Source organism: Vibrio sp. SNU_ST1 (assembly GCF_030563405.1).
Taxonomy (GTDB): Bacteria; Pseudomonadota; Gammaproteobacteria; order Enterobacterales; family Vibrionaceae; genus Vibrio.
The window spans coordinates 3,042,117-3,055,443 of record NZ_CP130748.1 but is presented as its reverse complement, the minus strand read 5'-3'; the positions used below and the strand labels follow the sequence as shown (position 1 = coordinate 3,055,443).

Genomic DNA, 13,327 nt, shown 5'->3' with positions numbered 1-13,327 from the left:
TAATTTTACCAAAGGGATAGCATCAAATACTAGATAATCGAGGCATTCTCTAACAATTTTGCTGATAATGCATAGGAATGAGATCTTTTCCGCTATTCGAATAGCGCTCGTATAAAACTCTTAAACCATTTGGCAGATCTTTAGGCTCAACTTGTACGAATTTGTGTCGCGCGTAAAAATTGGTGAGATGAGCGTACGCAAAGCAGTAATCGTCTTCCGTAAGTGTATGTTGCGCACAATAATCCATAAGCTGGGAGCCTAATTGCTTGCCGCGATGTTGTTTTGATATCGCTATTCCAGTAAGTAAGCGATTATTTTCTATTGTACGAAAACGCACGACACCGCACAGCTCGTTATCCAGTAATAACGAATAGATCAGTTCACTTTTATTCACTTTTCCCGTTGGGTAATGTTCTTTATAGAAACGTTTAACTAAGGGAACTTTTACTGGGTCTAATTGGGTAATGATGACATTGTTCATTCAGTCACTGCGCCATTGGTTTATCTGCTGTAGAATGACTGCAGTGTAAGTTAATTGAATATCGCCATGCAATTCCATCTCAATGCTAGTTTAAAAAATGTTCATACTTTTTCCATCGATCAGACGTGTGATGCGTTGGTTGAAGTAACCACTATCGAAGAATTAATTTCCGTTTACAGAGACCCCAAATGGTCAGCTTTACCTAAGTTAATACTGGGTAAGGGCAGTAATATGCTTTTTACTGAGCACTTCGCTGGCCTAGTCATTGTGAATAAATTAACCGGGATTGAGTTGACCGAGACGGACAGTCATCACCTACTGCATGTTAGTGGGGGGGAAGATTGGCCAGACTTAGTTGAATGGAGTGTGGATAAAGGGCTTGGTGGTCTAGAAAACCTAGCAATGATACCCGGCTGTTCAGGTTCTGCTCCGATTCAGAATATTGGTGCGTACGGCGTTGAGCTGCAAGACGTATGCGAGTATGTCGATATTCTGTGTCTGGATAGTTATACAGTTAAGCGATTGAGCAAAGAAGAGTGTCTCTTTGGTTACCGAGATTCTATTTTCAAGCACGCTCTCTACGATAAAGCGATTGTAGTTGCGATTGGTTTAACGTTGCCGAAAGAGTGGAAGCCATGTAATCACTATGGTCCGTTAAAAAGCCTACCGGCCGATACTCTGTCTCCTCGTACTATATTTGATGAAGTATGCGCTATCCGTTCAAGTAAGTTGCCAGACCCTAGGTTCCAAGGCAATGCGGGCAGCTTCTTCAAGAATCCTGTGATCACCAAAGATCATTTTGATCGCTTGTTAGCTCTATATCCCAATATTGTCGGATATGAGAGCAATGACATGATCAAAGCCGCTGCAGGCTGGCTGATTGATCAATGCCAGTTCAAAGGCGTGACCGAAGGCGGTGCTCAAGTTCACCCAAAACAAGCATTAGTTATCATCAATTATGATGAGGCTTCTGCTGTGGATATCCTTAAGCTTGCAGAGCGAGTGCGTCAGTCTGTCTTGAATAAATTCGATATTCGATTGGAACATGAAGTGCGTTTTATGGGACGAGACTGCGAGACAAACCTAGACAAGGCTTTGGAGTCATTGGCATGAGAGAACACAGTACCAAGCTTGCACTATTGAGATGTCTTGCTGACGGTGAGTTTCATTCAGGTGAAGATCTAGGTGAAATGATTGGTGTATCACGAGCGGCTATCAGCAAGCACATTAAAGGTATTCAAGAGTGGGGTTTAGATATCTACCGAGTACAAGGCAAGGGCTATAAGCTAGCTAGCCGTTTAGATATGCTTAACGAAGACAAATTGTCTGTTGTTAGTCGTGATGCTTCTCTTGAACTCATTCCAATCATAGGTTCAACAAACCAACACCTATTAGAGCGTACTAACATCCTCGAATCGGGTTCTGTCTGTATTGCTGAATATCAAGCTGCGGGACGTGGACGCCGTGGACGAGAGTGGGTATCGCCATTCGGTGCAAACCTCTATCTTTCAATGTATTGGAGACTCGACGCAGGGATGGCTGCCGCGATGGGCTTGAGCCTTGTGGTTGGTGTTGCTGTTGTTGAAGCTTTGGAAGAGATGGGCGTAGAAGGTATAAAGCTCAAATGGCCGAACGACCTTTACCACAATGACAAGAAGCTTGCAGGTATCTTGGTAGAGCTGTCAGGACAGTCCGGTGGCGCTGCTCATATTGTGATTGGTTTAGGGCTAAACTTATCCATGGATCCAGCAACATCAGGTATTGGCCAACCGTGGACTTCTCTTAAAGAAGTGTGTGGTGGGAAGGTGCCCGATCGTAACCAGTTAGCACAGGCTCTGATCAATGCCTGGGACAAGTCTCTTGTTGATTATGAGTTGAAAGGGATGTCGAATTTTGTAGAGCGTTGGAATCGCTTAGATAACTTCTTAGGTCGCAATGTTAGGTTGATCATTGGACCTAGAGAAATTGAAGGTGTTGTTCAAGGCATCGATGAACAAGGTGCTGTATTACTCAAAACTGAGAATGGTATCGAGAGCTATATCGGCGGAGAGATCTCGCTAAGAAAAAGTGATTAAAGTGTTACTATTTTCTTAGTAACACTTCTTCAACCATATGATCTGCGCCTTTACGTAGAATCAAGTGAGCCCTTTCTCGTGTAGGAAGGATATTTTGTTCTAGGTTCAAGCCATTAATTGAACTCCAGATACCTTCCGCTTTATCCAATGCCGCTTGGTTCGATAATTTCGTGTAATGACTAAAGTAAGAGCCTGGTTTGGTAAACGCGCCATCGCGGAATTTCATAAAGCGATTGACGTACCACTCTTTGATTTGTTGGCTATCAGCGTCAACATAGAGTGAGAAATCAAGGAAGTCTGAAATAAACACGCGATGTGGCTCGTGTGGATCGTTCATGCCTGTTTGTAATACATTAAGTCCTTCAATAATAAGCACATCTGGTAGGTCGACGCACTTAACGTCATCAGTAATGTTGTACGTAAGATGCGAGTACACGGGTGCTGTGACATTTCTCTTGCATGCTTTTACATCCGAAACAAAGTTCACTAAACGCTTAATATCGTAAGACTCCGGAAAGCCCTTTTTACTCATCAATCCTTTCTCTTCTAACACCTCATTTGGGTATAAGAAGCCATCGGTTGTCACTAGCTCAACTTTTGGGTGGTTCTCCCAGCGAGAAAGTAGGGCTTTAAGCAGTCGTGCAGTTGTACTTTTGCCCACAGCGACACTTCCAGCAATACCGATGATAAAAGGTGGTGCTTTCTCGTTTTTATCCAGGAATTGATGGAGTACTGAGTTTCTATTCTGTCTGGCTGCCACATAGAGATTTAATAGGCGAGAGAGCGGCAGGTAGATCTCAACGGCTTCCTCCATTGTGAGCTTTTCATTGATGCCTTGAAGCTCTTTTAAGTCGCTCTCAGAAAGTGTCATCGGAACTAAATTCCTTAGCTCAGACCAACGTTCGCGGTCAAATGACATAAATGGGCTCATATAAACTCTATAGTGGATAACAAAACAAGTGCATGGAAAATACATCAAGCGATAGATAAATAAAATATCTTCCTGTACTAGATGTGGGCTAAAGGCAGAAACCTTGAGCTAAATAGCTGTATATAGGAATTTGATAGGAGAATTTTTCACTTTTTTTCAATTTACTATTGCAAGGTGGAAAATCATTCAATAAAATGCGCCCCACTTGTGCCGACTTAGCTCAGTAGGTAGAGCAACTGACTTGTAATCAGTAGGTCACCAGTTCGATTCCGGTAGTCGGCACCACTTTCTCCCTTTCTTTAAGGTAAGCGAGAGAAAGCTCAAAATTTGGAGGGGTTCCCGAGTGGCCAAAGGGAGCAGACTGTAAATCTGCCGGCACTGCCTTCGATGGTTCGAATCCGTCTCCCTCCACCATATTCTAAAGGTTAAATAGCTCAAACAGAGTTACGTGTTGCGTGCATCGTATAATGGCTATTACCTCAGCCTTCCAAGCTGATGATGCGGGTTCGATTCCCGCTGCACGCTCCAACTCATTTTGTGTGCTGATATAGCTCAGTCGGTAGAGCGCACCCTTGGTAAGGGTGAGGTCCCCAGTTCGACTCTGGGTATTAGCACCAGTCAAAAGCTTCTTCTCCTTTAATAAAGAAAAACATTTTTTTTGGTTGCGTGGTCTTATTTTAAGCCACCTAATCCGTACCTAGAGGGGCACCCCATGTCTAAAGAAAAATTTGAACGTACGAAACCGCACGTAAACGTTGGTACTATCGGCCACGTTGACCACGGTAAAACAACTCTAACTGCTGCTATCTGTACTACACTTGCAAAAGTGTACGGTGGTGTTGCTAAAGATTTCGCATCTATCGATAACGCTCCAGAAGAGCGCGAGCGCGGTATCACAATCGCAACTTCTCACGTTGAGTACGATACTCCTGAACGTCACTACGCACACGTAGACTGTCCTGGACACGCCGATTATGTTAAAAACATGATCACTGGTGCTGCTCAAATGGACGGCGGTATCCTAGTTGTTGCTGCTACAGATGGCCCTATGCCACAAACTCGTGAGCACATTCTACTTGGTCGTCAAGTTGGTATCCCTTACATCATCGTATTCATGAACAAATGTGACATGGTTGATGACGAAGAGCTACTTGAGCTAGTAGAAATGGAAGTTCGTGAACTTCTTTCTGAGTACGAGTACCCAGGAGACGACCTTCCAGTAATTCAAGGTTCTGCACTTGGCGCTCTAAACGGCGAAAAGCAGTGGGAAGACAAGATCGTTGAGCTTGCAGAAGCACTAGATTCTTACATTCCACTTCCAGAGCGTGCTGTTGATCTACCGTTCCTACTTCCTATTGAAGATGTATTCTCAATCCAAGGTCGTGGTACTGTAGTTACTGGTCGTATCGAGCGCGGTATCCTACGTGTAGGTGACGAAGTAGAAATCGTTGGTATCAAAGAGACTACTCTTACTACTTGTACTGGTGTTGAAATGTTCCGTAAACTGCTTGACGAAGGTCGTGCAGGTGAGAACGTTGGTGCACTTCTACGTGGTACTAAGCGTGATGACGTTGAACGTGGCCAAGTACTTTCTGCTAAAGGTTCAATCAACCCACACACTAAGTTTGAGTCTGAAGTATACGTACTTTCTAAAGACGAAGGCGGCCGTCACACTCCTTTCTTCAAGGGTTACCGTCCACAGTTCTACTTCCGTACAACTGACGTAACAGGCGATATCACTCTACCTGAAGGCGTAGAAATGGTAATGCCAGGTGACAACGTTCAAATGACTGTTGAGCTAATCGCTCCAATCGCAATGGACGAAGGTCTACGTTTCGCAATCCGCGAAGGTGGCCGTACAGTTGGTGCTGGTGTTGTAGCTAAAATCTTTGCATAAGATTTGACGAACCACTAGTAAAAAGGGCATCATTTGATGCCCTTTTTCTGCGCTGAAAAAAGAGTTGGGTGTTTTGACATCAATTTTAACTCTTAGCAAAGAATTAAACGGTCTTTTTAACTAAAATGACTGTTAGATGTGTTGTTTTGCAACGCAAAGGAATGTGCCCTGCAACAGCGGGGTTATTGTCGTCTATATTTAAGACTTATCACAGGTTGGTTTTATGAAAGCAAACGCTGAAACTCCTGATAGCTCAGGTGCAGCAGATACAATGAAGTGGGTAGTCGCTTTTGTACTGTTGGCTGCTGCTGTTGTGGGTAATTACCTGTATGGTGAATTGTCTGTTGTAATTCGCGCTGCAGGTGTAGTTGTGCTGATTGCTGCCGCACTAGGCGTTGCAGCAACAACAACTAAAGGTAAAGCTGCGATCGATTTTGCAAAAGAATCTCGTATGGAGATTCGTAAAGTTGTTTGGCCTACTCGCCAAGAAACTATGCAAACTACATTGATCGTTTTAGCTGTATGTATTGTTATGTCTCTAGTGCTTTGGGGAATTGACGGCATTATGGTCCGTTTAGTTTCTCTAGCAACTGGAGTGTAGAGGGTTCTGATTCATGAGTGAAGCTCCAAAAAAACGTTGGTATGTAGTTCAAGCCTTTTCTGGCTATGAAGGCCGTGTATCTCAATCGTTACGCGAACATATTAAAATGCACGACATGGAAGAATTCTTTGGTGACGTTTTAGTACCTACTGAAGAAGTAGTGGAAATGCGTGCAGGTCAACGCCGTAAAAGCGAACGTAAGTTCTTCCCTGGCTACGTATTAGTGCAAATGATCATGAATGATGAATCATGGCACTTAGTACGCAGCATTCCTCGTGTTATGGGCTTCATTGGTGGTACCTCTGATCGTCCTGCACCAATCACTGACAAAGAAGCTGATGCTATCTTGAACCGTCTAGAGAAAGCGAGCGAGTCTCCACGTCCTAAGACAATGTTCGAAGCGGGTGAAGTGGTTCGTGTGAATGATGGTCCGTTTGCTGATTTCAACGGTACAGTTGAAGAAGTAGATTACGAGAAAAGCCGCATTAAGGTATCTGTATCGATCTTTGGTCGTGCAACACCGGTTGAGCTTGAATTTGGTCAAGTTGAAAAGCTGGACTAAAACTCTAACTTTTGAACAAGCTGTGGATAAATACTTCATAAGTTGTTCAAAATAAAAGAGTATAAAAAACCACCTTTTTAGGGTTGTTAAAGGCGCGAATTATGATTATAATTTCGCGCCTTTTTACTTCTATCGAAGTAAGAAAGAGTTAATTGAAATTAAGGGGAGCTTGCCTTACGGCTAGCGCATGTACCCAAAAATTAGGAAATATCATGGCTAAGAAAGTTGAAGCTTATATCAAACTGCAAGTTGCAGCTGGTATGGCAAACCCAAGTCCACCGGTTGGTCCTGCTCTAGGTCAACACGGCGTGAACATCATGGAATTCTGTAAAGCGTTCAACGCAAAAACAGAATCTGTTGAGAAAGGTCTACCTACTCCAGTAGTAATTACTGTTTACAACGACCGTTCTTTCACGTTCGTAACTAAGACTCCACCTGCTGCTGTTCTTCTTAAGAAAGCTGCTGGCGTTAAGTCTGGTTCAGGTCGTCCAAACACTGAGAAAGTTGGTACTGTAACTGACGCTCAAGTTCAGGAAATCGCAGAAACTAAAGCTGCTGATATGACTGGTGCTGACATCGAAGCAATGAAGCGTTCTATTGCTGGTACTGCTCGTTCAATGGGCCTAGTGGTAGAGGGATAAGATCATGGCAAAACTTACTAAGCGTATGCGCGTAATCCGCGACAAAGTTGAAGTAACTAAAGAATACGAAATCAACGAAGCTGTTGCTCTTCTTAAAGAACTAGCTACAGCTAAATTCGTTGAGTCTGTAGATGTTGCTGTTAACCTAGGCATCGATGCTCGTAAATCTGACCAAAACGTACGTGGCGCAACTGTGCTACCTCACGGTACTGGCCGTGACATCCGCGTTGCTGTGTTCACTCAAGGTGCAAACGCAGAAGCAGCTAAAGCAGCTGGCGCAGATATCGTTGGTATGGAAGATCTTGCTGAGCAAGTGAAAAAAGGCGAAATGAACTTCGACGTTGTTGTTGCTTCTCCTGATGCAATGCGTGTTGTTGGTCAACTAGGTACAATCCTAGGTCCACGCGGCCTTATGCCAAACCCTAAAGTTGGTACTGTAACTCCTAACGTTGCTGAAGCGGTTAAGAACGCTAAAGCTGGTCAGGTTCGTTACCGTAACGACAAGAACGGTATCATCCACACTACTATCGGCAAAGCATCTTTCGAAGCTAACCAGCTTCAAGAGAACCTAGAAGCACTTCTAGTTGCTCTTAAGAAAGCTAAGCCTTCTTCAGCGAAAGGTACTTTCCTGAAGAAAGTAAGCATCTCTACTACGATGGGTGCTGGTGTTACTGTTGATCAAGCTAGTCTTGACACTCAAGCAAACTAATTTGCTTCGGCGCAGATTTAGTGTATACTTCTGCGCCTAATATTTGTGGTTGGGTGATTTTTGAAGCAATTCAGGTCATCCGTCCCAAGACCGTAGGCGCTGTACTCTTCGGAGATATGGCTTAATAAAACCTACGTAGGCGATGTTGTGGTTTGAAGTGAATTTATTCATTTTTAAATAACATCGTAAACGCTCATTACATTTTGTATGAGTGCTGTAATCACAACCAGAGGTTAATCCAAATGGCTTTAAATCTTCAAGACAAAAAAGCAATTGTTGCTGAAGTCAACGAAGCTGCCAGTGGTGCACTTTCTGCAGTTGTAGCTGATTCTCGTGGCGTTACTGTTGGCGCAATGACTTCTCTACGTAAACAAGCTCGCGAAGCGGGTGTTTACATGAGAGTTGTTCGTAACACACTAGCACGCCGTGCGATTCAGGGTACAGACTACGAGTGTCTAACTGACACTTTCACTGGTCCAACTCTGATCGCATTCTCTAATGAGCACCCAGGTGCTGCAGCGCGTCTTTTCAAAGACTTCGCTAAAGAGAATAAAGATTTCGAGATCAAAGCTGCTGCATTTGAAGGCGCAGTTACTGATGCTGAAGTACTAGCGACACTACCAACTTACGACGAAGCTATCGCACGCCTAATGATGTGCATGAAAGAAGCTTCTGCTGGCAAGCTGGTTCGTACTATCGCTGCTGTTCGCGACCAAAAAGAAGAAGCTGCGGCTTAAGCCTTGCTTTTCACTGGTTGCTATTTAAACTTATTGTTGACTTAAAAGAGAATTGTTATGTCTATTACTAACGAGCAAATCCTAGACGCAGTTGCAGAAATGTCTGTAATGCAAGTTGTTGAGCTTATCGAAGCTATGGAAGAGAAATTCGGTGTTACTGCTGCTGCTGCAGTTGTAGCTGGTGGTGCTTCTGCTGAAGCTGCTGCTGAGCAAACTGAATTCGACGTAATCCTAACTGCTGCTGGCGCTAACAAAGTACAAGTTATCAAAGCTGTACGTGGCGCAACTGGCCTAGGTCTTAAAGAAGCTAAAGGTCTTGTAGACTCAGCTCCTGCAGCGCTTAAAGAAGGCGTTGACAAAGCTGAAGCTGAAGCTCTTAAAGCACAGCTAGAAGAAGCTGGCGCTTCTGTTGAAGTTAAGTAATTATTACTTAATTTCTTAGCCGCAAGGCTAATGGCTGGTGGTTTATTAACCACCGGCCTTTTTGCGCTGTAGGGCTATGACGAAATTTCCGCTGTTTAACCGTCATAATCCAAGCAAAAAAACAGTCATTTTTTCGAAATGATTGTTCACTACAGTAAACAGCTGTTTGTCACCGCCCCCTCTGAAGAGTGTTTTGGGTGGTTTGGGTCACTTATCAGCGAGCTGAGGAACCCCATGGTTTACTCTTATACCGAGAAAAAGCGCATCCGTAAGGATTTTGGTACTCGTCCACAAGTTTTGGACATTCCATACCTGTTATCGATCCAGCTTGATTCTTTCGACAAATTCATCGAACAGGATCCTGAAGGTCAATACGGTCTTGAAGCTGCTTTCCGTTCTGTATTTCCAATTCAGAGCTACAACGGCAATTCTGAGCTGCAATACGTTAGCTACCGTCTTGGTGAGCCAGTTTTTGACGTTAAAGAATGTCAAATCCGCGGTGTTACTTACTCAAAGCCACTACGCGTAAAACTACGTCTAGTTATCTTTGATCGAGATGCACCAGCAGGTACTGTAAAAGACATTAAAGAACAAGAAGTCTACATGGGCGAAATTCCGCTTATGACAGACAATGGTACTTTCGTAATTAATGGTACCGAGAGGGTTATCGTATCCCAGCTGCACCGAAGCCCAGGCGTGTTCTTCGACAGTGATAAGGGTAAGACCCACTCATCAGGTAAAGTTCTTTATAACGCACGTGTAATTCCTTACCGTGGCTCATGGTTAGACTTTGAGTTCGATCCTAAGGATAACTTATTCGTACGTATCGACCGTCGTCGTAAGCTACCAGCATCGATTATCCTTCGTGCACTTGGTAAATCGACTGAAGAGATCCTAGATCTGTTCTTCGACAAAGTGAACTTCGAAGTGAAAGACCAAACTCTACTTATGGAGTTGGTTCCTGATCGTCTACGTGGTGAAACTGCGTCATTCGACATCGAAGCAAACGGCAAAACTTACGTTGAGACTGGTCGTCGTGTAACTGCTCGCCATATCCGTCAACTTGAAAAAGATGGCGTTGAGCACATCGAAGTACCAGTAGAGTACATCGTTGAAAAGATTGCTGCGAAAGATTACATCAACGAAGCAACTGGCGAGATCATCGTTGGCGCAAACCAAGAGATTAGCCTAGAAGCACTTGCTAACCTGTCTCAAGCAGGTCACAAGACTCTAGAAGTGCTGTTCACGAATGACCTAGACCATGGTCCATTCATGTCAGACACTCTACGTGCGGATAGCACAGTAGATCGCATCTCTGCATTGGTAGAAATCTACCGCATGATGCGTCCTGGCGAGCCACCAACGAAAGAAGCTGCAGAATCATTGTTCGAAAGCCTATTCTTCTCTGAAGATCGTTACGACCTATCAACTGTAGGCCGTATGAAATTCAACAGCTCTATCGAGCGTGAAGAAGAAGAAGAGCGCGGTACTCTGGATGAATCAGACATCATCGAAGTGATGAAGAAACTGATTGGTATCCGTAACGGCATTGGTGAAGTGGACGATATCGACCACCTTGGCAACCGTCGTATCCGTTCTGTAGGTGAAATGGCAGAAAACCAATTCCGTGTTGGTCTAGTTCGTGTAGAACGTGCCGTTAAAGAACGTCTAAGCCTTGGTGACCTTGATGCAATCATGCCTCAAGACCTTATCAACGCTAAGCCGATCTCTGCTGCAGTTAAAGAATTCTTTGGTTCTTCACAGCTTTCACAGTTTATGGACCAAAACAACCCATTGTCAGAAGTTACGCACAAGCGTCGTATCTCTGCTTTAGGTCCTGGTGGTCTTACTCGTGAGCGCGCAGGCTTCGAAGTACGTGACGTTCACGTAACTCACTACGGTCGTCTATGTCCGATCGAAACGCCTGAAGGTCCAAACATCGGTCTAATTAACTCGCTATCTGCATTTGCACGTTGTAACGATTACGGTTTCCTAGAAACTCCGTACCGTCGTGTAGTAGATGGTGTAGTAACAGAAGAAGTTGATTACCTGTCTGCAATCCAGGAAGGTCAATTCGTAATTGCGCAAGCAAACACCATTCTTACTGAAGAAGGTACGTTTGCAGATGAGCTAATCACAGCTCGTCAAAAAGGTGAATCTGGTCTTCACCCACGCGATCACGTTGACTACATGGACGTTGCGACAAACCAAGTAGTATCTATCGCTGCTTCGCTTATCCCGTTCCTAGAACACGATGATGCGAACCGTGCATTGATGGGTGCCAACATGCAACGTCAAGCTGTACCAACACTGAGAGCTGATAAGCCTCTAGTAGGTACGGGTATCGAACGTAACATTGCAGTTGACTCTGGTGTTACAGCGGTTGCTAAACGTGGTGGTCAAGTTCAGTCTGTTGACGCTTCTCGTATCGTAGTTAAGGTTAACGAAGATGAATTGGTACCTGGCGAAGCTGGTATTGATATCTACAACCTGACTAAGTACACGCGTTCGAACCAAAACACATGTATTAACCAACGTCCAACTGTACTTCCTGGTGAACCAGTTGCACGCGGCGATGTTCTTGCTGACGGTCCTTCAACAGACCTTGGTGAACTTGCTCTTGGCCAAAACATGCGTATCGCATTCATGCCTTGGAACGGTTACAACTTCGAAGACTCGATCTTAGTATCTGAGCGCGTAGTTCAAGAAGACCGTTTCACGACAATCCACATTCAAGAACTATCTTGTGTGGCTCGTGATACTAAGCTGGGTTCTGAAGAGATCACAGCTGATATTCCAAACGTAGGTGAGTCTGCTCTGTCTAAACTAGACGAGTCAGGTATCGTTTACATTGGTGCTGAAGTTAAGGGTGGCGACATCCTAGTTGGTAAAGTAACCCCTAAAGGTGAAACTCAACTGACTCCTGAAGAGAAGCTACTACGTGCTATCTTCGGTGAGAAAGCATCTGATGTTAAAGATACTTCTCTACGTGTACCAAACTCTGTTTCGGGTACTATCATCGATGTACAAGTCTTCACTCGCGATGGCGTAGAGAAAGACAAACGTGCACTTGAAATCGAACAGATGCAGCTTAAAGAAGCTAAGAAAGATCTAACTGAAGAGTTCCAAATTCTTGAGGGTGGCCTTCTTAACCGTGTTAAAGCTGTACTTCTGTCTGGTGGTTACTCTGAAGCTAAGCTTGATACTATCGGTCGTAAGCAATGGCTAGAGCAAGTTCTAGAAGACGATGCGCTACAAACACAGCTTGAGCAACTTGCTGAGCAGTGGGATGAGCTAAAAGCAGACTTCGATAAGAAGTTTGAAACTAAGCGTCGTAAAATCACTCAAGGTGATGATCTAGCGCCTGGCGTTCTTAAGATTGTTAAAGTTTACCTAGCGGTTAAACGTCGTATCCAGCCAGGTGATAAGATGGCCGGTCGTCACGGTAACAAAGGTGTAATCTCTAAGATTAACCCTGTTGAAGACATGCCATACGATGAGAAAGGTCAGCCTGTAGACATCGTACTTAACCCGCTGGGTGTACCATCGCGTATGAACATCGGTCAGATCCTAGAAGTTCACTTAGGTTTGGCTGCGAAAGGTATCGGTGACAAGATCAACCAAATGGTTAAGGAACAACAAGAACTGCATAAGTTCCGTGAGTTCCTACAGAAGGTTTACGATCTTGGTGATACTCGTCAGAAAGTTGATATTGCTGAACTGTCTGATGATCAAGTTCGTACACTGATCAAGAACCTACGTGGCGGTCTACCGATTGCTACACCTGTGTTCGACGGTGCTTCTGAGTCTCTAATCAAAGAACTACTTAAACTGGGTGATCTGCCAGAATCTGGTCAGCTTAAACTGTTTGATGGTCGTACTGGTGATTCGTTTGAGCGTCCTGTAACTGTTGGTTACATGTACATGCTGAAACTGAACCACTTGGTTGATGACAAGATGCATGCTCGTTCAACTGGTTCTTACAGCCTAGTAACTCAGCAACCACTTGGTGGTAAAGCTCAGTTCGGTGGTCAGCGTTTCGGTGAGATGGAAGTATGGGCACTAGAAGCATACGGTGCTGCATATACTCTACAAGAAATGCTAACAGTTAAGTCGGATGACGTTAACGGCCGTACTAAGATGTACAAGAACATCGTAGATGGTAACCATAGCATGGAACCTGGCATGCCAGAGTCGTTCAACGTACTGTTGAAAGAGATTCGCTCGTTAGGTATCAACATCGAGCTAGAAGACGAAGAGTAATCCCTCT

Annotated in this window: 12 protein-coding genes and 4 tRNA genes; 14 read left to right on the top strand and 2 right to left on the bottom strand. The window is 44.3% G+C overall.

Translation table 11 applies throughout. The features are described from left to right. Positions 1 to 49 precede the first annotated feature (49 nt). Complete coding sequence (locus Q5H80_RS13580) at positions 50 to 481, bottom strand: GNAT family N-acetyltransferase (RefSeq protein ID WP_304565642.1); 432 nt, start codon at positions 479 to 481, stop codon at positions 50 to 52. A 66-nt stretch (positions 482 to 547) separates the two neighbouring features. On the opposite strand from Q5H80_RS13580, the gene murB reads away from it, so the two are divergent. Together murB and birA are read left to right on the top strand one after the other, a co-directional pair. Beyond that, complete coding sequence (gene murB / locus Q5H80_RS13575; protein ID WP_304565641.1) at positions 548 to 1,594, top strand: UDP-N-acetylmuramate dehydrogenase; 1,047 nt, start codon at positions 548 to 550, stop codon at positions 1,592 to 1,594. Beyond that, positions 1,591 to 2,556: a bifunctional biotin--[acetyl-CoA-carboxylase] ligase/biotin operon repressor BirA gene (birA, locus tag Q5H80_RS13570; RefSeq protein ID WP_304565639.1), complete on the top strand. Its 966-nt coding sequence runs from the start codon at positions 1,591 to 1,593 to the stop codon at positions 2,554 to 2,556. Before murB ends, birA begins: the two co-directional genes overlap by 4 nt. A 7-nt stretch (positions 2,557 to 2,563) precedes the next feature. Here birA and coaA read toward each other — a convergent pair whose 3' ends face one another. Continuing rightward, positions 2,564 to 3,487, bottom strand: a complete 924-nt coding sequence (gene coaA / locus Q5H80_RS13565) for a type I pantothenate kinase (RefSeq protein ID WP_009844725.1) — start codon at positions 3,485 to 3,487, stop codon at positions 2,564 to 2,566. Positions 3,488 to 3,696: 209 nt separating this feature from the next. On the opposite strand from coaA, the gene Q5H80_RS13560 reads away from it, so the two are divergent. From Q5H80_RS13560 to rpoB, 12 genes are all read left to right on the top strand, one after another. Next, positions 3,697 to 3,772 (top strand) — tRNA-Thr (locus Q5H80_RS13560). 44 nt (positions 3,773 to 3,816) lie between these two features. Beyond that, positions 3,817 to 3,901 (top strand) — tRNA-Tyr (locus Q5H80_RS13555). A 39-nt stretch (positions 3,902 to 3,940) separates the two neighbouring features. Next, positions 3,941 to 4,015: transfer RNA gene (locus tag Q5H80_RS13550), tRNA-Gly, on the top strand. 13 nt (positions 4,016 to 4,028) lie between these two features. Continuing rightward, positions 4,029 to 4,104 (top strand) — tRNA-Thr (locus Q5H80_RS13545). Positions 4,105 to 4,199: 95 nt separating this feature from the next. Then, positions 4,200 to 5,384 (top strand): elongation factor Tu, encoded by a 1,185-nt coding sequence (gene tuf / locus Q5H80_RS13540; protein WP_012604914.1) that lies wholly within the window; start codon positions 4,200 to 4,202, stop codon positions 5,382 to 5,384. Between the two features lie 223 nt (positions 5,385 to 5,607). Next, positions 5,608 to 5,985, top strand: coding sequence for a preprotein translocase subunit SecE (gene secE, locus Q5H80_RS13535; protein WP_017096511.1), 378 nt, complete (start codon positions 5,608 to 5,610; stop codon positions 5,983 to 5,985). 13 nt (positions 5,986 to 5,998) lie between these two features. After that, a complete protein-coding gene (gene nusG / locus Q5H80_RS13530) occupies positions 5,999 to 6,547 on the top strand; it encodes a transcription termination/antitermination protein NusG (RefSeq protein WP_012605006.1) in 549 nt (182 codons plus the stop codon). Positions 6,548 to 6,759: 212 nt separating this feature from the next. Further along, positions 6,760 to 7,188, top strand: coding sequence for a 50S ribosomal protein L11 (gene rplK, locus Q5H80_RS13525; RefSeq protein WP_010435555.1), 429 nt, complete (start codon positions 6,760 to 6,762; stop codon positions 7,186 to 7,188). Between the two features lie 4 nt (positions 7,189 to 7,192). After that, the gene (gene rplA / locus Q5H80_RS13520) at positions 7,193 to 7,897 is read left to right on the top strand and encodes a 50S ribosomal protein L1 (protein WP_012605004.1); all 705 of its coding nucleotides are present in this window, start codon (positions 7,193 to 7,195) and stop codon (positions 7,895 to 7,897) included. Between the two features lie 242 nt (positions 7,898 to 8,139). Next, positions 8,140 to 8,634 carry a 50S ribosomal protein L10 gene (gene rplJ, locus Q5H80_RS13515; RefSeq protein ID WP_009844673.1) on the top strand — a complete coding sequence of 165 codons (495 nt, stop codon included), beginning with the start codon at positions 8,140 to 8,142 and terminating at the stop codon, positions 8,632 to 8,634. A gap of 57 nt (positions 8,635 to 8,691) precedes the next feature. Next, on the top strand, positions 8,692 to 9,057 hold the full coding sequence (rplL, locus tag Q5H80_RS13510; protein WP_009844674.1) for a 50S ribosomal protein L7/L12: 366 nt from the start codon (positions 8,692 to 8,694) through the stop codon (positions 9,055 to 9,057). A 234-nt stretch (positions 9,058 to 9,291) separates the two neighbouring features. Further along, positions 9,292 to 13,320: a DNA-directed RNA polymerase subunit beta gene (rpoB, locus tag Q5H80_RS13505; protein WP_009844675.1), complete on the top strand. Its 4,029-nt coding sequence runs from the start codon at positions 9,292 to 9,294 to the stop codon at positions 13,318 to 13,320. The last annotated feature ends 7 nt before the right edge of the window (positions 13,321 to 13,327 follow it).